Annotated in this window: 17 protein-coding genes; 7 read left to right on the top strand and 10 right to left on the bottom strand. The window is 67.4% G+C overall.

Annotation, left to right across the window (positions count from 1 at the left end; translation table 11 throughout):
* Window positions 1-19 precede the first annotated feature (19 nt).
* Window positions 20-1192, top strand: coding sequence for a thiolase family protein (locus ABW18_RS12215; protein ID WP_049699463.1), 1173 nt, complete (start codon window positions 20-22; stop codon window positions 1190-1192).
* Window positions 1193-1238: 46 nt separating this feature from the next.
* Entirely contained in the window at window positions 1239-1634 is a 396-nt protein-coding gene (locus tag ABW18_RS12220) for a nuclear transport factor 2 family protein (RefSeq protein ID WP_049699230.1), read from the top strand.
* 248 nt (window positions 1635-1882) lie between these two features.
* On the opposite strand, the gene ABW18_RS12225 is transcribed toward ABW18_RS12220, so the two are convergent.
* The gene (locus ABW18_RS12225) at window positions 1883-2560 is read right to left on the bottom strand and encodes an SDR family oxidoreductase (protein WP_049699464.1); all 678 of its coding nucleotides are present in this window, start codon (window positions 2558-2560) and stop codon (window positions 1883-1885) included.
* A 75-nt stretch (window positions 2561-2635) separates the two neighbouring features.
* Between ABW18_RS12225 and ggh the strand changes: the two genes are divergently transcribed.
* Complete coding sequence (ggh, locus tag ABW18_RS12230) at window positions 2636-3976, top strand: glucosylglycerate hydrolase (RefSeq protein WP_049699465.1); 1341 nt, start codon at window positions 2636-2638, stop codon at window positions 3974-3976.
* Window positions 3977-4070: 94 nt separating this feature from the next.
* Here ggh and ABW18_RS12235 read toward each other — a convergent pair whose 3' ends face one another.
* Window positions 4071-5345, bottom strand: a complete 1275-nt coding sequence (locus tag ABW18_RS12235) for an MFS transporter (protein ID WP_049699231.1) — start codon at window positions 5343-5345, stop codon at window positions 4071-4073.
* A 90-nt stretch (window positions 5346-5435) separates the two neighbouring features.
* Window positions 5436-5894 carry a MarR family winged helix-turn-helix transcriptional regulator gene (locus ABW18_RS12240; RefSeq protein ID WP_049699232.1) on the bottom strand — a complete coding sequence of 153 codons (459 nt, stop codon included), beginning with the start codon at window positions 5892-5894 and terminating at the stop codon, window positions 5436-5438.
* 58 nt (window positions 5895-5952) lie between these two features.
* Here ABW18_RS12240 and ABW18_RS12245 point away from each other — a divergent pair, with 58 nt between their 5' ends.
* The gene (locus ABW18_RS12245; protein ID WP_049699233.1) at window positions 5953-6171 is read left to right on the top strand and encodes a membrane protein; all 219 of its coding nucleotides are present in this window, start codon (window positions 5953-5955) and stop codon (window positions 6169-6171) included.
* A gap of 648 nt (window positions 6172-6819) precedes the next feature.
* Here ABW18_RS12245 and ABW18_RS12250 read toward each other — a convergent pair.
* From ABW18_RS12250 to ABW18_RS12260, 3 genes are all read right to left on the bottom strand, one after another.
* Complete coding sequence (locus ABW18_RS12250) at window positions 6820-8796, bottom strand: TPM domain-containing protein (protein ID WP_053117464.1); 1977 nt, start codon at window positions 8794-8796, stop codon at window positions 6820-6822.
* 201 nt (window positions 8797-8997) lie between these two features.
* A complete protein-coding gene (locus tag ABW18_RS12255; RefSeq protein WP_049699235.1) occupies window positions 8998-9795 on the bottom strand; it encodes a DUF1295 domain-containing protein in 798 nt (265 codons plus the stop codon).
* 11 nt (window positions 9796-9806) lie between these two features.
* Window positions 9807-10589: an LLM class F420-dependent oxidoreductase gene (locus ABW18_RS12260; RefSeq protein WP_049699236.1), complete on the bottom strand. Its 783-nt coding sequence runs from the start codon at window positions 10587-10589 to the stop codon at window positions 9807-9809.
* A gap of 378 nt (window positions 10590-10967) precedes the next feature.
* Between ABW18_RS12260 and ABW18_RS12265 the strand changes: the two genes are divergently transcribed.
* Window positions 10968-11630, top strand: coding sequence for a class I SAM-dependent methyltransferase (locus tag ABW18_RS12265; protein WP_049699237.1), 663 nt, complete (start codon window positions 10968-10970; stop codon window positions 11628-11630).
* 7 nt (window positions 11631-11637) lie between these two features.
* Here ABW18_RS12265 and ABW18_RS12270 read toward each other — a convergent pair whose 3' ends face one another.
* The 4 genes from ABW18_RS12270 to dhaK form a co-directional block, all read right to left on the bottom strand.
* A complete protein-coding gene (locus ABW18_RS12270) occupies window positions 11638-12600 on the bottom strand; it encodes an aldo/keto reductase (protein ID WP_049699238.1) in 963 nt (320 codons plus the stop codon).
* 83 nt (window positions 12601-12683) lie between these two features.
* A complete protein-coding gene (gene ptsP / locus ABW18_RS12275) occupies window positions 12684-15278 on the bottom strand; it encodes a phosphoenolpyruvate--protein phosphotransferase (RefSeq protein ID WP_049699239.1) in 2595 nt (864 codons plus the stop codon).
* The gene (gene dhaL, locus ABW18_RS12280) at window positions 15275-15919 is read right to left on the bottom strand and encodes a dihydroxyacetone kinase subunit DhaL (RefSeq protein ID WP_049699240.1); all 645 of its coding nucleotides are present in this window, start codon (window positions 15917-15919) and stop codon (window positions 15275-15277) included. Before dhaL ends, ptsP begins: the two co-directional genes overlap by 4 nt.
* Before the next feature lie 15 nt (window positions 15920-15934).
* Entirely contained in the window at window positions 15935-16924 is a 990-nt protein-coding gene (gene dhaK / locus ABW18_RS12285) for a dihydroxyacetone kinase subunit DhaK (RefSeq protein ID WP_049699241.1), read from the bottom strand.
* 174 nt (window positions 16925-17098) lie between these two features.
* On the opposite strand from dhaK, the gene ABW18_RS12290 reads away from it, so the two are divergent.
* On the top strand, window positions 17099-17905 hold the full coding sequence (locus ABW18_RS12290; RefSeq protein WP_049699242.1) for an IclR family transcriptional regulator: 807 nt from the start codon (window positions 17099-17101) through the stop codon (window positions 17903-17905).
* Between the two features lie 53 nt (window positions 17906-17958).
* Window positions 17959-19221 carry a DNA polymerase IV gene (gene dinB / locus ABW18_RS12295; protein ID WP_049699243.1) on the top strand — a complete coding sequence of 421 codons (1263 nt, stop codon included), beginning with the start codon at window positions 17959-17961 and terminating at the stop codon, window positions 19219-19221.
* Window positions 19222-19352 lie beyond the last annotated feature (131 nt).

Consider the following 19352-nt stretch of genomic DNA (forward strand, 5'->3'; position numbering starts at 1 on the left):
CACGAAAGGTATGAAGGTCATGAACACAGCAGTCATCGTCGACGCGGTGCGTACTCCGGTCGGCAAGGGCAAGTCGACGGGCGCTCTGCACGACGTACACCCGGTTGATCTCCTGGCTCACCCGCTGCGGGAACTACTGTCACGCAATGCAATCGATCCTGCCGACATCGACGATGTGATCACCGGCGTTGTCACGCAGGTCGGTGAACAGAGCCTCAACATCGCGCGTCGCGGGCTATTGGCGGCCGGCTACCCGGAATCGGTGCCCGGCGTCTCGCTCGACAGACAGTGCGGCAGTGGGCAACAGGCGATCGCGTTCGCGGCGCAGGGAGTCATCGCGGGCGCCTACGACGTCGTGGTCGGTGCAGGCGTCGAATCGATGTCGAGGGTACCGATGGGGTCGGCGGCCTTCGGCACCAACGACCTCAACGGCGTGGCATTCGACGAACGCTACCCCGAAGGACTTGTCGGGCAGGGTATCTCGGCGGAGCTGATCGCGGCCAAGTGGGGTATCTCGCGCACCGAGATGGACGAGTTCGCCCTGCGCTCACACGAATTGGCTGCAGCAGCGACCAAGAACGGACTCTTCGACAACGAGATCGTCCCGCTTGCGGGGCTGACCACAGACGAGGGGATCCGCGTCGGCTCGACGCTCGACACACTCGCAGGCCTTCGTCCCGCCTACTACGACGAGGCGATCGCGCAACGATTCCCGCAGATCGGCTGGAACGTGACAGCGGCCAACGCGAGCCAGATCAACGACGGGTCGGCAGCGGTCCTGGTGATGAACGAGGAGCGGGCGCGTCAGCTCGGACTGCGACCTCGGGCGCGCGTGCACTCGTTCGCCGTGGTCGGCGACGACCCGCTACTCATGCTCACCGCGATCATCCCCGCGACCCGCAAGGTGCTGGCCCGCGCGGGACTGAGCCTCGACGACATCGACCTGTTCGAGGTCAACGAAGCGTTCGCGTCCGTGGTGCTCGCCTGGGCAAAGGAACTCGACGTCGACCTGGACCGCGTGAACGTCAACGGTGGCGCGATCGCGATCGGGCATCCGCTCGGCGCGAGCGGTGCACGTATCGCCGCGACCGCCATCAACGCGCTCGAACAGCGAGGCGGGCGCTTCGTGCTGCAGACCATGTGCGAGGCGGGCGGAATCGCGAACGCCACCATCTACGAGCGCCTCGACTGATACTTTGTCTCCAAAGTAGAACACGTTCTAGATTTGGAGACAAAGTATGACCGTCGAACAAGAACAGACCGAGCTGTCGAGCAAGATCGACGCCGCTGTAGGTGCGTACATCGATCTGCTCACCAACGGCACCGCCGAGCAGATCGCGGATCTCTTCGCCGCAGACGCGACCGTCGAGGACCCGATCGGCGCCGACATCCGCAACACCCGCGAGCAGCTCGTCGAGTTCTACTCGATCATCACCGGCATGGACGAGCACGTCGCCACCCTGAACTGGAAGAAGATCGCGGGCGACACCGCGGTCTTCGAGTTCACGCTCGTCACCGGCACGTCCGACATGCGGTTCGAGATCACTCCGATCGACATCATGGTCTTCGACGCCGACGGCAAGATCTCCTCGATGCGCGCCGTCTGGGAGCCGAGCGACCTCAAGCAGCTATAGGGGGCCTCTCCGCTGATCGAGCTTGTCGAGATCACTCGCGGCGGAGAGTGGTCTCGACCAGGGTGCTCGCTGCGCTCGCGCCCGCTCGACCAGCGGTGGGGACCCCGCCGATCGAGCGTTCTCCCCGCTGATCGAACGCTGTTCCCGCTGATCGAGCTTGTCGAGATCACCCGCCCGGGGGAGTGGTCTCGACCAGGGTGCTCGCTGCGCTCGCGCCCGCTCGACCAGCGGGAAGGAGCTTGTCGAGATCACCCACGCCCCGTTGGCCGCAGCACGATCTCCGTGGGGTGCGCGTCGGCGGGGGTGTGGATCGCGGCGACCACCGCGCCCGCGACCGTCGAGGGCTTCAAGAACTTCGACGCGTCGTAGTCGTCGCCCTCGATCGCGACCAGCTCGCGCTGCATGTCGGTGTCGATTCGCCCGGGGAACACCGACGTCACACGCAGCGCGGTCTCCTCGCCGCGCAGGGCGTCGGCCAGCGCGCGCAGCCCGAACTTGCTCGCGGCGTACGCGCCCCAACCGGGGTTGGCGCGAATCCCCGCGCCCGAGTTTATGAACACGACGTGACCCTGCGCCGCCCGTAGCGCGGGAAGAAGCAGACGCGTCACCTCGGCTGCGGCTACGAGATTCACCTCGAGCACGTGACGCCATTCGTCGGCGGGTGTCTCGGCGACGGTGCGCAGCGTCGAACCGACGCCCGCACTGTGGACCAGTACGTCGAGCGACGGTATCGACTCCGCGGCCGCGGCAACCGAATCGTGGTCGGTGAGTTCGACGGCGAATGTCGTGGCACCCAGCTCCGCGGCGAGCGCGTCGAGTGCTGTCGACGGTCTGCCGCCGAGAATCAACGTGTGGGTCGGTGCGAGTTGTTGGGCGATCTGCTCGCCGAGTCCGCGGCTTGCTCCGGTGATCAATGCGGTTGGCACGCGTCCAACCGTACCGGCGGTCACGACCGACGACCTCGAGCGGCGAGGACAGTCGAGGCAGTGCAGAATCAACGCGTGGCCAGGTATGGATTCACCCCAACGCAGTTGTCGGCACGAGCCGCGTATCTGCTCCGCGGAAACGATCTGGGCACGATGACCAGCGCGGCACCCCGTCTCTACCCGCACATGTGGAGCTGGGACGCGGCGTTCGTGACGGTCGGTCTCGCACCGCTGAGCGTCGAGCGTGCCGTCATCGAGATGGACACATTGCTCTCGGCGCAGTGGTCGAACGGCATGATCCCGCACATCGTTTTCGCCAACGGGCGTGACGGGTATTTCCCCGGCCCTGGTCGATGGGAGTGCTCGCGCCTGGCCGACGCCGCACCCGACTATCCGGAGACGTCAGGTATCACGCAGCCGCCGGTGCACGCGATCGCGGTGCAGCGCATCTTGGATCACTCACGGCGACACGGCCGCTCGACGCGGGCCGTCGCGAACGAGTTCATCGACCGCCGGTGGGGCGCGCTGATGCGCTGGCATCGTTGGCTCGCCCACGCGCGCGATCCGCTCGGGCGCGGTCGCGTCACGATCTACCACGGCTGGGAATCGGGAATGGACAACTCGCCGCGCTGGGACGGTCCGTACTCGCGTGTCGTCCCCGGCGAGGATCTGCCGCCCTACACCCGCGCCGACCTCGAGCACGTGACCGACCTCTCGATGCGCCCGACCGATCTCGAATACGACCGCTACATCTGGCTCGTCGAAGAGATGAAACGTGCGCACTACGACGACGAGGTCCTGCCCAAGGTCATGAGTTTCATGGTCGAGGACGTCTTCGTCAGTGCGATCTTCGCCGTCGCGTGCGATGTTCTCGCGACGATCGGAGAGGACTACTCCAAGCCGCGCGCCGATGTGCGAGACCTGCGGGCGTGGTCGGATCGGTTCAAGGCCGGCGTGGTGGCCGCCGCGAACGACCGCAACGGTGCCGCGCGTGATTTCGACCTGCGCGCGGGGCAGTGGATCAACTCCGAGACCATCGCGGTGTTCGCGCCACTGCTGTGCGGCGGGCTGTCCCGTGATCGGGAACGAGCACTCCTACGACTTTTCGACGGCCCGCGCTTCTGCGGACACCCCGACCTGAGGTTCAGCGTCCCGCCGTCGACGTCGCCGATCTCGGCCGACTTCCGCCCACGCGAGTATTGGCGCGGCCCGGTCTGGCCCGTGATGACGTGGCTGTTCAGCTGGGCCTTTGCGCGGCGCGGGTGGACCGAACGCTCCGCCCGACTACGTGAAGAGGGCCTACGGCAGGCAACCGACGGCGCGTTCGCCGAGTACTACGAGCCCTTCACCGGCGAAGCGCTCGGCAGCATGCAACAGAGCTGGACCGCGGCGTCGGTGCTCGACTGGCTCGACTGACTGCGGCTCCGTACGGGTCGGCGCTCCATAAGACAAAGGTTGCCCCGCGGTCCGAAGTGGACCGCGGGGCAACCTCTTTCGTATTGGGCGAGACTCAGAACTCTTCCGCACCGACCAGCGCGGCGTCCTCGTCGACGTGGTGCGACTCCGCCGTCTTCGACTGCACGAACCCGACCGCGATCACGGCGACGGCGCAATAGCCGACGGCGAACCAGAACGGGGCCGCCGGAGCGAACCACTCCGCGAGGTAGGCAACCAACACGGCCGACGCCGCGCCGCCCATCCAACGCAGGAAGCTGTAGCCCGCACTGGCAACCGAACGCGGCTTGTTGGGGTCGGCCGACGACATCGCAACGCCGGTGAACAGCGTGTTGAGGATGCCCGACGGGAGACCCGAGAGCACGATCGCGAGTCCGGTCAGCCACACCTGGTCGGTGGCGACACCGACCGCTGCGAGCGCCATGACGACGCCGTAGCCGACGATCGCGGTCATCACGCCACCGCGCTGTCCGATCCACTCGGCGAGACGCGGTCCGACGAAGACACCCGAGAGTGCGGTCAACAGACCCCAACCGAAGAACACCATGCCTGCCGGAATCGGCTTGAGTCCCATGGCAAGTGGGGCATACGCGATGACGGTGAACAGTGCGCCGGTGTAGAACGCCGAGCCGATCGACGTCAGCAGCAGGGTGCGGTTACGCAGCGCTTTGAGGGGGTCGACGATGCTGACCTCGACACGTTCGGAGCGCGGACCGTCGGACGGCAGCATGAACGCACACAGCACAGCACCGACCAGCATGAGGACTGCGGTACCCGCGAACGGTGCACGCCACGTCCACGCTCCGAGCAGTGCTCCGAGTAGCGGACCAACGGCCAGGCCGACGCCGAGCGCGGCCTCGTACAGCAGGATCGCGCCGTGCTGCCCGCCCTTGGCCGCGCCGACGATGAACGCCAGTGCTGTCGCCATGAACAGCGCGTTGCCGAGTCCCCAGAGCACGCGCATCGCGATGAGGTGGTCGATGTTGCCCGCGAACGTCGAGACGCCCGCTGCGATGACGATCAGTGCGAGGCCGACCGTCAGCGTGCGCTTGGGTCCGTAGCGGAACGCGGCCCAACCGGTGATCAGCATGGCGATCACCTGCACACCGAGGTAGACGGCGAAGAGCTGCGTCAGCTTCGACGGCGGCGCGTTCAGTTCCTCGCGGATCGTGTTCAGGATCGGATCGACGAGGCCGATGCCCATGAAGGCGATGACCGCAGCGAACGCGGTCACCCACACGGCTCGGGGCTGACCCTTGAAGGTCTCGATCAGTGAATGGGGGTTCTCCTCTGGCGCCGACTGCGTCGGCTTCTCCGTCGTGGTTGTCACATCTACCTCGTGTTCATTGTCGAAAGTTGTTGCTTACTAGAGTCTTTGGGACTACTACAGCCTTTGGGAACTGCTACTTCGCCGCTGCTTTTACTTCGCCGGGGTCGGGGACGGCGTCCCCTCGAGCTCGGCGTGCAGTGCCCGAAATGCGGGTGCCGCAGCGGCGAGCCGCGCCCGGTCGTCGTCGGAAAGCCGTTCGAGTGCCGCGGCGAGCGCGTCCTCGCGTTGCCCGCGAACCCGCTCGAGAACCTCGTGCCCGTGGTCGGTGAGCCGCACTAGCACGGCGCGTCGGTCATCGGGGTCGGGTGCACGAACCACTAGTCCGCTCTTGCACAGGCCGTCGACCAGGGCTGTTGCCGTTGGCATGCGGATGGACTCGCGCTCGGCGAGTTCGCCCATGCGCATCGGTTCGTGGTCGACGATCGTGGCCAGCGCCGACGCCTGAGCAGCTGTGTACTCGGGAATCGGGGTGTGCCGACGCAACGCCAGGTAGAGCCGCGTCACGGAGGGGCGAAGCGCTCGGGCGATGTCTGCACTGTTCTCGGTCACGTTTAGTAACTCTAATACTTAGGCTTATGAAATAAAAGTCGAACGGTAGTGTGGCGCTGTGACTCGTGACACGAAGAAGAAGCTCACCCCGGCGAAGCGCGCACTGATCAGCGTCGCCGCCGTCGCGCAGTTCGCCCTGCAGGGCTACGCCCTACGCGACCTCAAGAAGCGCCCCGCCGAGCAGGTCCGCGGCCCCAAGAAGGCCTGGGCCGCAGCGAGTTTCATCAACTACATCGGCCCGATCGCGTACCTGGGCTTCGGGCGCAAGTCGGCGTAGGGGCGTCCGGGAGCGCGCAGAAAACCGCACCTCTCGGGCCCTCCGCACGTACCGGTACGTGCGAGCGACCCACGGGACGTAACTTTCTGCGGGGTGCGGCAACCGGCCCGCAGAAGCGTGGCGCGCAGTCACTAGGGCGCGCGCGGCAACGCAGCGCGGCCTGCAGCAACGGGGCGCCCGCAGAAAACCGCACCCCTCGGGCCTTCCACACGTACCGGTACATGCGAGTGACCCACCGGACGTAACTTTCTGCGGGGTGCGGCGCGCCCGCGCGCAGTGGCCGAGCGTGCAGCAACGTAGCGCGTGCAGCAGGCGGTCGCGCAGACTGCAGCAACGGGGCGCGCGCACCGACGGGCGCGCGCAGAAAACTGCACCACTCGGGTCGCCCACACGTACCGGTACACGCGAGCGGCCCACCGGACGTAACTTTCTGCGGGGTGCGGCAACCGGCCCGCAGAAGCGTGGCGCGCGACGGCCGGAGCCGCAGTAGCGTGCGCAGTCACCCACCGGGGCGCGCGCACTGACGGGCGCCCGCAGAAAACTACACCCCTCGGCTCACCCGCACGTACCGGTACATGCGAGCGGCCCACAGGGCGTCACTTTCTGCGCAGCGCCGACCCGACGACCGGGCGCCAGGCCGACCAGAGCCTAGAACCGGCCCCCGACGCCGATGCGGCCCGAGCTCGACGACCCGCCGAACGAGCCGGGGCTGCGGCCGCCGCCGCTGGTGTAGCCGCCACCGCCGAAGCCGCCCCCGAACCCTCCGCCGTAGCCGCCGCCGCGCATCGATCCGCGCAGGAAGCTGTCGACCAGGATGCCGCCGAGTACCGCACCCGTGGCCGCTGATCCGGTGCTCGATCGCGGCTGCTGACTCTGCTGCCAACTCACCACGTCGCCCTGTGCGGCCATGAGTGCTTGGTCGGCGAGCGAGCCGGCTCGACGCGCCGCATCGGTCGACGCGGTCGGGTCGCTCTGCGCGGTCGTGTTGGCCGACTGCAGCAGGCGCTGTGCTTCGGCGAGGCGGGTGCGTGCGGTCGACCCGATGGCGCCGCGTCGAGTTGAAATGAAGTCCGACGCCGCGGTGACCTTGGCCTGCGCGCTGGTCAGCGCAGCGGTGAGTACTTCGGTTCGCTGCTTGCGCTGTGCCAATGCGCCGCGGGCGGCATCGAGCGCGTCGTCGAGGTCGGCGTCGGCGTCGACCAGTGCGGTGAACACTCCCAAGAGGTCCTGGTCTGTCCCGGACTTGGCGCGTTCGAGCGCCGTGGTGGCCGATGCGACCGCTGTCGCCAACTCCGGCCCGCCATCCGATGACAGCCCGGACGCCTCCTGCAACTCGCCCTCGACCTCGGCGATCAGCGCGGGAAGCTGGGTGTGCGCGGCGGCGATATTGGTGTCGGCGTTGTCGATCGCGTCGAGGAGCTTGTCGGCCTGGCCGATGGCGCCCTCCGCCGAGCGGATCGCGGCAACGGCTGCACCCTGCTCGCCGACGGGACGCGCGATCGCCGCACGACCCTGATCCGCGCTGCTCTCGGCAAATCCGATCTCCTGCGCGGCAAGGTCGACGTTGTGCTCAATCGAGTGCAACGTCGGCGCGCCGTACTTCTGCGTCAGCGTCGCGAGTTGGCCGGAGGCACCCTCGAGGCGCGCTCGCAGCGCGACGAGTTGCTGCGTGATCTGAGCGAATCGGGTGTCGGCGTTGATCAACAGGTTGCGCATCTCGTCGAAGGCCGAGACCTGCTCGTCGAGTGCGGCGTCGACGTCGGTGCAGGTTGTGATGATCTGCACCAGCATCGAGCGTCGTTCGTCGGGTGTCTCCGGGATGTCGTCGTCGAGTCGTTGTCGAAGCGAGAACGATGTCGCGAGACCACGTTTCGCCGCGTCGAGCGCCTGCGTGAAGGGTGCGGTCTGGGCTGGACCGAACTCGTCGACGGCCAACCGCAACTCCTCCTCGCTGGTGCGGATCGCGTTGTCGGTGTCGGTCAAGACCTCGCGCGACCAGGGTTCGAGTACTTCGATCGGCTGTGACAGCAGTTCGTCGCCGGTGAGTTCCTGTTCGCGAACGGAGTCGAGCTGCGACTCGAACTTCTGCTTTCGACGCCGCCGCGAATAGAGGTACGCGCCACCGCCGCCGACGACCGCGACACCACCGACCGCTCCGGTGACGATCGCGGCGGTATGCGACGGCGTGAGTGCCGAGCCGAGACCGTTCGCGGCGCCGACGGCCGCGCCCGGCCAGTCCGACTTCTTGAGCGCGGGCACGATGTTGTCCTGGGCGATCGAATCCAGCGTCGAACGGTCGAGACCGTCGACCGAATCGGGTGCGTCGAAGCGGTACGCGCGGTCGTCGGTGGCGACGGCGAGTAGCACGTCGTGCTCGCCGAGGTCGCTCATCTGCACGGTCTGCGAACCCCACTGCTCGCTGCCGAGCCCGTTGAACGTCTTGACGTAGACGACCCACAACTGCACGCCGTGGTCGCTGTAAAGCGTCTCGACGGCTTGCTGCACACGTGTGCGATCCGACGATGAGAGCGCGTCGGCGGGGTCGGTGACCTGGTCGGGTAGCCGCATCGGCGGCTCGGCGTGCGCAGAGTCCGCGGCCAGTGAAGTACTCACCACCGCAAGCATGAGGAGTGCTCCGACAATCAGCACACGCAGGAGAACGCGCGGGTCCGTGATGTTCTTTCCGACAGCAAGCGGTCTGAGCATGTCATCAAATCTAGGCCGTTGACGCCGTCGGACCGAAGGCAGCCACGCCCGTCTCGGGGCAATTGCCCCGATCGCCCGACGAACGTCGCGTAACAGCAGTGCCCCGCCGGGGCTCGCCGCTCAGGCCGCCGCTGTACGACGTCGCTTCGCCGGCAACGGGATCTGTGCCGACGTCGTGTGCTGGTAGTCGGCGTACTCGGGATATTTCGACAGCGTCAGCGACTCGGTGAACTTGGTAGAGCCGACGAACAGCAGCGTCAGCAGCACCGCGCCGACGATCGTCGGCTGCAGGATCGCCCCCGCGGCCACGGCGCCGAACAGGTAGATCACCCACCACTGGGCCTGCTCGAAGAAGTAGTTCGGGTGCCGCGAGTAGTGGAACAGCCCGGTCGTGCAGAACCGCGTCGACGTCTGGCCAGCGGTCTTGCGCGCGTGGAACTCCCACTGCTGCTGGTCGGCCGTGGCCTCCCCGGCGAGGAACGCCAGGAAGGCCACCGCGAGCACGACGTCGAGCACACCGAAACCGCCCGGATCTCGCTGCGCGGTGTAGCCGGGCAGCGTGATCAACACGAGCAGCAGGTTCTGGTAGATCACGATGAAGAACAGGTTGAACAACCAGAATTGCCACTTACTCATTCGGGAGCGCAGCACGGCCCAGCGGTAGTCCTCGGTGCCGGTGTACCCGCCGCGTCGGGCGAAGTTGAACGTCAGACGGATACCCCACACCGTCACGAGCACAGCCATCACCGTCACGCGGGCGTCGAAGTGGCTGTATGCCGCGAACACCCAGAGGTAGATGACAGGCGCGATCGACCAGATGCGGTCGACCCAGGACGTGTCGCCGGTGATCAACGACGCGACCCAGCAGCCAAGCGAGATGACACCCGCGATGATCGCGACGACGGCGAGGCTCGACATATCGACTCAGTTCATCCGCGCCAGCGGCACAGGGCTTCGACGGCCGTCAGGTCGTAGTCGGGCCCGGTGGTGCCGACGGTGATCAGTGAGACGCCCTCGGCGCTGATGGCGTCGGCGGTGCGCACCAGTTCCTCGACGTCGCCGGTGAACGGGATGCCCGCCGACCGCTCGATGGTCTCGGGGTCGCGGCCGATCTCCTCGCAGTACCCCGAGAGCACCTTGGTCTTGTGCCGGTATGTCTCGACGTCGTTGAAGCCGTGCCAGGCGTCGGCGTACTTCGCGACGAGCGGGAGGGTCTTCTTCTCACCGCTGCCACCGATGAGGACCGGAATGTGCCGGGTGGGTTGGGGATTGAGCTTCTCGAACCGTGAGGCGATCCGCGGGAGTGCATCGCCCAGCTCGCCGATGCGGCTGCCCTTGGTGCCGAAGTCGTAGCCGTACTCGTCGTAGTCCTTCTCGAACCAGCCCGCGCCGATACCGAGGATGAGTCGGCCACCGGAGATGTGGTCGACGGTGCGCGCCATGTCGGCCAGCAGGTCGGGATTGCGGTACGAGTTGCACGTGACGAGCGCACCGATCTCGACGCGTTCGGTCTGCTCGGCCCACGCGCCGAGCATGGTCCAACATTCGAAATGCGCCCCGTCGGGGTCGCCGTAGAGCGGATAGAAGTGGTCCCAGTTGAAGATGATGTCGACGCCGAGGTCTTCTGCCCGCAAGACCGCGTCGCGGATCAGCGAGTAGTCGGGGGCGTGCTGCGGCTGGATCTGGACTCCGATGCGAATGGGAAATGCCATGTCTCCCAGTCTGCCCCTCCACCGCCGCCGCGTCGATGACCGACTTTCGGTGCCCGAGCGCACTCCCGCTGCCCGCTGGTCGAGCACCCCTGCTCGCTGGTCGAGCGCCCACCCCCACGCTGGTCGAGCCCACCCACCGCTGGTCGAGCCCACCCCCACGCTGGTCGACCTTGTCGAGACCCCCGCTCGCCGGTCGAGCCCACCCTCCGCTGCTCGAGCGCCCACCCCGCTGCTCGAGCGCCCACCCCGCTGGTCGAGCTTGTCGAGACCACCCCGCTGGTCGAGCCCGTGTCCCGCTGGTCGAGCTCGTCGAGACCACTTCTTGCCTCCGGCGCAACCCTGCTCGACGCCGCGCGGCGGCCGTGCCACGCTCGACGCATGAGCACTGCACACGGTCAGCAGAACACCGGCGACCAGAATCCGCACACGGCGGCCGAGTGGGACGCGAGGTACGCCGACACCGAGCGCCTCTGGACGTCGAACGTGAATCCCTCCTTGATCGCCGAGGCCTCCGACCTCGCGCCGAGCACCGCGCTCGACGTCGGAAGTGGTGAAGGTGCTGACGCTCGCTGGCTCGCCGAGCGCGGCTGGCAGGTTACGGCGATCGACATCTCGCAGGTCGCCGTCGACCGCGCTCGGGAGAGCTTCCCCGGTCCCGAGATCACCTGGCTGCAAGCAGATCTCGTCGTCGACGAGGTCCCGGGTCGCGACTTCGGGCTTGTCGCGGCGCACTACTTCCCCATCCTCGCCGAAAACCGTGCGGTGGCAAAGAAACTCGTCGACGCTGTCGGGCCGGGCGGCTCACTGCTGGTCGTTGGACACGCGCCAGAGGGCGTGCGCGCGCACGGATTCGACCCCGCCGACTACGTGCAACCGGACGACATCGCGACACTGCTCGAGGGCCGGTCCACGGACGGTGAATCCAAAGAAGGTGGCTGGGAGATCCTCACCCACGAGACTCGTCCGCGCGGCATCCCCGCGGGCGGCGGGCACCACATCGACGACGTGGTGCTGCACGCGCGCAGGTTGCCCGCCAGATAAGCCCGCTCTAGCTCCAGTCGCGCTGCGACCGCTTCGACCAGTAGTCGGCCGGCGGCTCGGGGTGCGCGACGAGTTCCGCGAGAACTGCGGGTTCGAGTGTCACGGTGCTCGCGGCGACGTTGCTGTCGACCTGCTCGACGCTCACCGCACCTGACAACACGTATGCGGCCCACGGCTGGGCCAGCGCGGCCGCCAACGCGACCTGGTCGGCGGGCACATCCAGTTCGGCCGCAACACGGTCGACGGCGCGTCGGGCGTCGGAATCGTCGTCGACGCCGGGCGCCAACCGACCGTTGGCCATACCCTCCTTCACGACCACCGACAGGCCCGCCTCCGCGGCCTCCGCCAGCGCTGGGCCCACCGACGTCTCCAGCAGATTCCACGTCGACTGGAGGACTCCGAAGAGCGGCGCTCCGCCGATCTCGATCGAGATCGCTTGTCGCACAACGTCGGCCTGCGACGGGCCCGACGTCGAGAAGCCGATGCGGTAGCCGTCGTCGCGCACTCGGGCGAGAGCGTCGAGCAGTGCGGGGTTGCTCAGTGCCGGGCTGTCGGGTGTCAGTGAGTGGATCTGGTAGATGGAGAGTGCTTCGCCGAGTATCGAGTGGCTCGCCGTCCACTGGTCGACGAATTCGCCGAGACTGTGGTCCTTCACCTCGTGGACCGCGGCGTCGAGTTCCCATTCGCCGACGTAGCGGTAACCCCACTTCGAGGCGACGACCACGTCGTCGACGTCGGGTCGATCACTCAACCAGTCCGCGAGGAACTGCTCCGACAATCCGTACGACCGCGCACAGTCGAGGTAGCGCACCCCGTCGGCGTAGGCGGCGTCGAGCACTGCGTACGTGCGCGCACGCATGTCCTCGATGCTGCGTTCGTCGCCGAGGTCGTAGTCTCGGCCCGTCGTGATGTATGCCGGACGGCCGACGGCTGCCAGGCCCAGTCCGATTGTGGCACTTGGTGTTGTCACTTCTCGACCTCGTAAACCCCGTCGACGGTGTTCGCTCGCGTGATGACCTGCATGCGTTCGAGTCTATCGAGCGACGCTGCTCACTAGGTGAGCGCCGCGCGCACCGAGGCAGCAGTGTCGGCTTCGAGGCACCGCTCGACGAGCCTGGGGTTGGCCGTGACATTGATGCCACGGACCGCCTGTTTGATCGGAGGTACGGCGCGAGGAGCGACGCTCAACTCGCGAACCCCAAGCGCAACAAGGAGATCCGTTGCCGTCTCGTCGGCTGCCAACTCTCCGCAGACTGCCACCAGACGGTCGGGTCCCGCCCCGCGGCAGACCCTGTTGATCAGTGTGACGACTGCGGGATCGAGTGGATCGGCAAGCGCTGCAACGGAAGTGTTGCCGCGTTCTGCGGCCAACGTGTACTGCGTGAGGTCGTTGGTACCGATACTGAAGAAGTTGACGTGCGGCGCGAAGGCCGCGGTCTTGAGAGCCGCTGCGGGGACCTCGATCATGATTCCCACCTCGAGTCCCGCCGGATCACCACGTCCAACGGAAGTGATGGCGTCGTCGAGATGTTCTCGAGCAGTAAGTAATTCGTCGACGGTGGTCACCATCGGGAACATGATGCTGATCGGGGTCTGGTGTGCGACGGTGACGATGGCTCGGAGCTGGTCGTCGAACAGTGTCTTCTCGGCCAGCGCGAGGCGGAGTCCACGGAGGCCGAGGAAGGGGTTCTCCTCGGCAGGTTGCGGCGCGAACGGCAGCGGCTTGTCCCCGCCGACGTCGAGCGTGCGTAGCGTGATGCGTTGGCCGCCAAGGGCATCGGCCATCGCGAGGTAGGTGTCGATCTGCTCGTCGACGGTGGGGGGCTCCGCACGGTCGAGGTAGAGAAACTCGGTACGAACTAATCCTGAACCGTCCGCGCCGCTTTCGGCGGCGGCGCGTGCGTCTTCGACAGAACCGAGGTTGGCTGCCACCAGAATTCGCGTGCCGTCGGCGGTGCTCGCGGACTCGTGCGCCGCCACGCGGGCAAGCTCTCCGCGCTCTGCAGCACGTGATGCCTCGCTGCGTAGCCGTTCGAGGGTCTGACTATCAGGTTCGACGACGACCTCACCGGTCGATCCGTCGAGCGCCACGGTGACACCGGGTTCGATGGCCAAAACGTCGGCGCCTGCCGCAACGACTGCGGGGATACCCCGCGCACGGGCAAGGATTGCAGCGTGACTGGTCGGGCTTCCGCCCGCGAGGATGACGCCTGCGACTTTCTCGGCGTCGAGGACGGCCGCCTGTGCGGGCAGCAGATCGTCGACGACGAGGATGCCGGTGCCATCGATGGTCGCATCGGGGATGCCTGCCAGCTTGCGGAGTACCTGCTGTCCGACCGCGTGCACGTCGACGGCGCGTTCGCGCAGGTAGGGGTCGTCGACGGCGCGCCATTCGTTTTCGACGGCCGCCACTGCCTCCGCCCACGCGCGCGACGCGGGCACACCGGACTCGATGCGTTTGAGGGCTGCGGCCACGAGGTCGGGATCGTCGAGCATCACCAGGTGGGCGTCGAAGATGGCGGCGTCGGCGGGGCTGTGCTGCGCCGTCGTGGTGCGCAGGCTCTCGATGTCGGCGCGTACAGCGTCGAGGGCGTTGCGCAGTCTCGCGGACTGGGCGTCGGCGGAGTCGAACTGCTCGTCCGGGGGCTCGATGTCGACGACCGCGGGCGTGAACACCGGACCGATCGCGATCCCGGGCGACGCCGGCAGGGCGGGGTGGTCTCGACAAGCTCGACCAGCGGTGGGGGCAGCTCGACCAGCGGTGGGGGCAGCTCGATCGGCGGTGGAGTGGTCTCGACAAGCTCGACCATCGGGGGCAGCTCGACCAGCGGGGGAGGCGGCTCGACCAGCATCGGGGGCAGCTCGACCTGCATCGGGGGCAGCTCGACCAGCGGGGGTTGACGCTCGACCAGTGGAAGAGGCGGGGGCATCCTCCTCGCCAAAGCGGTTGCGCGCCAGCGTGGTCAGATGCTCGACGGCGGCCTGTGCGTCTGGGCCGCTCGCGTCGATCTCGAGGTGCTGGCCGCACCGCACGGCGAGGCCGGTGACCTGCGACAGGCTTATCGCCGAGGCCGGGCCGGCGCCGGTGTCGAGATTGCGTAGCGTGACCTCAGCGTCGAATTGTCCTGCCTCCGTGACCAATCGGGCGGCTGGTCGGGCGTGGAGGCCATGCGGATTCTCGACCTCGACGACGGCGGACTCACCCCCGGGCCGTGCATTCTCTCGGCCAGCCGACACATCCTCGACGCCCAACGCCGACCGTTTCGGCATCAGCGCGCCGGCCGCCTCGGCCGCGACGTCGGAGGGAGAAGCCCCCGAGGCGGCGGTCACGGCCGCGGCCATGAGTCCCTCCACCAGTGGTGCCGCGGACAGCACGGTGCGCTCGCGGACCTCCGGATCGATCAGTTCGAGCGCGAGTTCGGCTGACAGAACAGCACTTCCGAGATCCATCAACACCACGACGCCCTGGCCGTCGTCCGCTTTCTCGATCGCGTCGACGATGGCCGTGGCGTCGGTGCCGAAGGTCTCGGCGTCGAGTCCCGCTGCGACGGCGATGCGCGTCGTCGATCCGTGGAGCATCTCCGATGCCAGTGCCACCGCGGCGTCGGCCAACGCTCTGCTGTGGGAGACGACCACCAGCCCGGTCATGGTGTGCCGGCCGCGTTCACGGCTTCGGCGAGTGCGTCGACGAGCATCGCCGCGCTCGTCGCTCCCGGATCCTGATGTCCGACGCTGCGCTCTCCGAGATACGACGCACGACCCTTGCGGGCCACCATGTCGACTGTCGAGTCGCGCCCGGCAGCGGCAGCGTCGGCGGCGACCTGCAGTGCTTTCGGTAGCGCTGCGCCGTCGGCGAGCGCGGCGTCGAGGGCGTCGCATGCGGGGTTGAGCGCGTCGAACATGGTCTTGTCGCCGGCCTGTGCGTGCCCGCGGTCGACCACACCGGCGAGCCCCGCACGCAGTGCCGCGGCGAGTGTTGCGTCGTCGATCTCCGTGCTGTCGCCGATGGCGCCCGCCATCCGCAGCAGCAGGGTGCCGTACAGCGGGCCGCTGGCTCCGCCTACCTTGCTGACGAGTGTCATGCCGGCCTTCTTCAATAGCGGTCCCGGCAGGTCCGGACTGTCGGCGAGTCCGTCGACGACGGCGGTCATGCCGCGTTCCATGTTCGATCCGTGGTCGGCGTCGCCGATCGCGGCGTCGAGTTGGGTCAGTTCGTCGACGTTGGCCACCACGTCGCTGGTGAACAGGCGGAGCCAGGTCGCGATGGTGTCGGTGCTGAGGGTGGTCATGACGTGCCCTTTCGATCAAGCCCAGTGCAGGTTCGGTGTGTCGACCGGAGCGTCCCATAGTTCGGTGAGCTCGTCGTCGAGTCGCAGCAGCGAGACCGAACAGCCCGCCATGTCGAGGCTGGTGACGTAGTTGCCGACGAGGGTGCGCGTTGCCGTGATGCCTGCGGCGTCGAGGAGTCGTGAGAACTCGGCGCACATCAGATAGAGCTCGATCAGGGGTGTCCCACCGAGGCCGTTGACCAGCAGGACTACCCCGTTCTCACCGACGGTGAAGTCGAGGTCTGCGAGAACCGGATCGATAAGCATCTGCGCCATCTCGTTCGCCGAAGGCAGTTCGACGCGTTTGCGGCCCGGTTCGCCGTGGATGCCGACGCCGAGTTCGATCTGATTCTCGGGCAGATCGAACGTGGGGTGACCGACCGCGGGGACCGTGCAGGAGGTGAGGGCGAGGCCCATGGTGCGCGCGTTGTCATCTGTTTTGCGTGCCAGTCGGGCGACTTCGGCGAGGTCGGCGCCGCGCTCGGCTACCGCCCCGGCGATCTTCTCGACGAAGACCGTGCCCGCGACGCCGCGTCGACCGACGGTGAAGCTGCTGTCGGTGACAGCCACATCGTCGTCGACGATGACAGACACCACCTCGACGTCGGCGAGCTCCGCGGCCATCTCGAAGTTCATCACGTCGCCGCTGTAGTTCTTCACGATGTGCAGCACGCCAACGCCGCCGTCGACGCCGCTGGTCGCGGCCAGGATCTGGTCGGGAACCGGCGAGGTGAAGACCTCGCCGCAGGCGGCGGCGTCGAGCATCCCCGGGCCGACAAAGCCGCCGTGGAGCGGCTCATGGCCGCTGCCTCCGCCCGAGACCAACCCGACCTTTCCTCTGCGCGGTCCCTCGGCACGGAAGATCACCCTGTTCTCGTGGTCGACGCGCAGTCGGGGATGCGCGGCCGCAACCCCGCGCAGAGCGTCGGCCAGCACATCGGCCGGCTCGTTGATGAACTTCTTCATGAGCCACAACTCCTACCGGGGGCGCGCGGTGACGCCGATTGATTCATTCGGCATTATCGAATGAAACGTCACACTACGCCACACGAGATGTGACGGGCAATACTTTTCACAGATGGAACCGAGGAGATCTCGCCTCGGGCAGATGGCTGAAGCGATTGCTGCGAGAATGTCGGGATGATTCAGTCCGTAGACCGCGCGCTCCGCGTGCTCACGGTGCTTGCGGGCGACCACAGGATGAGTCTCGGACAGATCGCCGAGAGGCTCGAGCTGCCGCCGTCGACCGTCCACGGCATCGTCCGCACGCTGCTCGCCCACCGAATGGTCGTGCAGGAGCGCGACTCGGGTCGCTACCGCCTCGGACCTGCGGTTCTCACCTTCGGCAACGTCTACCTCGACAGTCTCGAACTGCGCGCGCGGATCGCGCCGTGGGCCGAGGATCTCGCACGACGCAGCGGACTCGCGGTCCGCACCGCGGTGATGCTGATCGACGACGTCGTGGTGGTCCATCACCAGCCGAGGCTCGACGGTTCGCGGCAGATGCCCGAGGTTGGAATCGTCATCCCCGCGCATGCGTCGGCGCTGGGCAAGGCCGTCATGGCGTTCGACGCCAAGCTGACCGACGACATTCTCGGCGCCGACCTGCGTGACATGACCGGCTCGACGCTCACCGACCCCGCGGTCCTGCGCGCGACGCTTGCCGATGTGCGCGCGACCGGTCTCGCCGAGTCAGTCGAAGAGGCTGTGCTCGGAGAGTGTGAACTCGCAGCCGTGTTGACCGACCGGATGGGTGGTCCGATCGGAGCTGTCGGCGTCGTCGCCGACGTCGAGCAGTGGCCTCTCGAGTCGTCGGTCGCGTCCATGCTGCGTGACGTCGCCCGCAACACCTCGCGCGAGCTGGGCGCTGCCACCTGGCCTCCCGCGGTTCAGGACGACCGCGCCACCGACAAGGACGCGTGGCGGCGGAGGTCTCGCACGGGGTGAGCCGGGCTGTTCGGGTGTAGAGAATGTCAGACCCGCATGCGAACATGTGTTCTATGCGGATCGAGCGACGCGAGCGGCACGAGGCGTCGATACTGCACGCCGATCTCGACTCGTTCTATGCGTCGGTCGAGCAGCGCGACAACCCGGCGCTACGTGGCCGGCCGGTGCTTGTCGGTGGTGGTGTCGTGCTCGCGGCAAGCTACGAGGCCAAGGCGTTCGGCGTGCGGTCGCCGATGCCGGGCCACGAGGCGCGGGCGCTGTGCCCGCGCGCAATCGTGGTGCCGCCACGCTTCGACGCCTACGTCGAGGCCAGCCGCGCGGTCTTCGAGATCTTCCACGACACCACACCCATCGTCGAGGGCATCTCGGTCGACGAGGCGTTCCTCGACGTCGCGGGCCTGCGTCGAGTCTCGGGAACGCCGGTCGAGATCGCGGAGCGCCTGCGCACACGCGTCCGCGACGACGTGGGACTGCCGATCACCGTGGGTCTTGCGCGCACCAAATTCCTCGCGAAGGTTGCCAGCGCCGTCGGCAAACCCGACGGGCTGCTCGAGGTGGCACCGGGAACCGAGATTGCGTTCTTGCACCCGCTGCCGGTTCGGAGACTGTGGGGCGTCGGGCCGGTGACCGAGGCCAAACTCCACGACGCGGGCGTCACCACGGTCGGCGGGATCGCCCGGCTCGGGGAGCGCTCACTCAAGCACATCGTCGGGCCGGGCTCTGCGCGTCACCTCTTCGCGCTGTCGATGGCCACCGACCCGCGCCGCGTCGAGACCGGGCGTCGACGCTCGTCGATCGGATCGCAGCGGGCGCTCGGTCGTCGACCGAAGAGTGAAGCCGACCTCGAGGCGACCGTCGTCGCTATCGTCGAACGCTTGGGACGTCGGCTCCGCAATGCCGAACGAGTCTGTCGCACAGTCGTATTGCGTCTCCGATTCGACGACTTCTCGCGTGCAACCCGATCGCGGACACTCTCCGACGTCACAGACCGCACCGACGTGATCATGTCGTCGGCGCGCGGATTGCTCGACGACGCCCTGCCCGTGATCCGCGACCGCGGGTGCACGTTGATCGGGTTGTCGCTCACCGGACTCGACGAGCGCGACTCGATACAGCTCACCCTGCCGTTCGACCAACCCGACCCTGCCGACCGCCGGGTGCGCGCTGTCGGGGCGTCGAGTCCACTCAGCGGTCGGGGCGCTCACCTCGACACAGCGATGGACGATCTGAGAACGCGATTCGGCCGCGACGCCGTAACCCGCGGCGTACTCCTGGGGCGCCACCACGGCGACGACGCCCCGATGCTTCCGGACTGAGTGGCAGTCCGTTTCCCGTGCGCAGAACGCGCAAAACGTGTCTTACGCGCACAAGCTTCACTGTGATCTGGACTACCCCGACACTCGATCAGTAACGGGCAACACACCGCTCGCGTACGACACGAGAAAGA

This window comes from Gordonia jacobaea, assembly GCF_001186365.1.
GTDB classification, from domain to species: domain Bacteria; phylum Actinomycetota; class Actinomycetes; order Mycobacteriales; family Mycobacteriaceae; genus Gordonia; species Gordonia jacobaea.

Excerpts from the sequence above, each read along its gene's own strand:
- ABW18_RS12215 (WP_049699463.1), top strand. The coding sequence starts at position 20 with ATGAACACAGCAGTCATCGTCGACGCGGTGCGTACTCCGGTCGGCAAG.
- ABW18_RS12220 (WP_049699230.1), top strand. The coding sequence starts at position 1,239 with ATGACCGTCGAACAAGAACAGACCGAGCTGTCGAGCAAGATCGACGCC.
- ABW18_RS12250 (WP_053117464.1), bottom strand. The coding sequence starts at position 8,796 with ATGCTTGCGGTGGTGAGTACTTCACTGGCCGCGGACTCTGCGCACGCC.
- ABW18_RS12255 (WP_049699235.1), bottom strand. The coding sequence starts at position 9,795 with ATGTCGAGCCTCGCCGTCGTCGCGATCATCGCGGGTGTCATCTCGCTT.
- ABW18_RS12260 (WP_049699236.1), bottom strand. The coding sequence starts at position 10,589 with ATGGCATTTCCCATTCGCATCGGAGTCCAGATCCAGCCGCAGCACGCC.
- ABW18_RS12265 (WP_049699237.1), top strand. The coding sequence starts at position 10,968 with ATGAGCACTGCACACGGTCAGCAGAACACCGGCGACCAGAATCCGCAC.
- ptsP (WP_049699239.1), bottom strand. The coding sequence starts at position 15,278 with ATGACCGGGCTGGTGGTCGTCTCCCACAGCAGAGCGTTGGCCGACGCC.
- dhaL (WP_049699240.1), bottom strand. The coding sequence starts at position 15,919 with ATGACCACCCTCAGCACCGACACCATCGCGACCTGGCTCCGCCTGTTC.
- dhaK (WP_049699241.1), bottom strand. The coding sequence starts at position 16,924 with ATGAAGAAGTTCATCAACGAGCCGGCCGATGTGCTGGCCGACGCTCTG.
- ABW18_RS12290 (WP_049699242.1), top strand. The coding sequence starts at position 17,099 with ATGATTCAGTCCGTAGACCGCGCGCTCCGCGTGCTCACGGTGCTTGCG.
- dinB (WP_049699243.1), top strand. The coding sequence starts at position 17,959 with ATGCGGATCGAGCGACGCGAGCGGCACGAGGCGTCGATACTGCACGCC.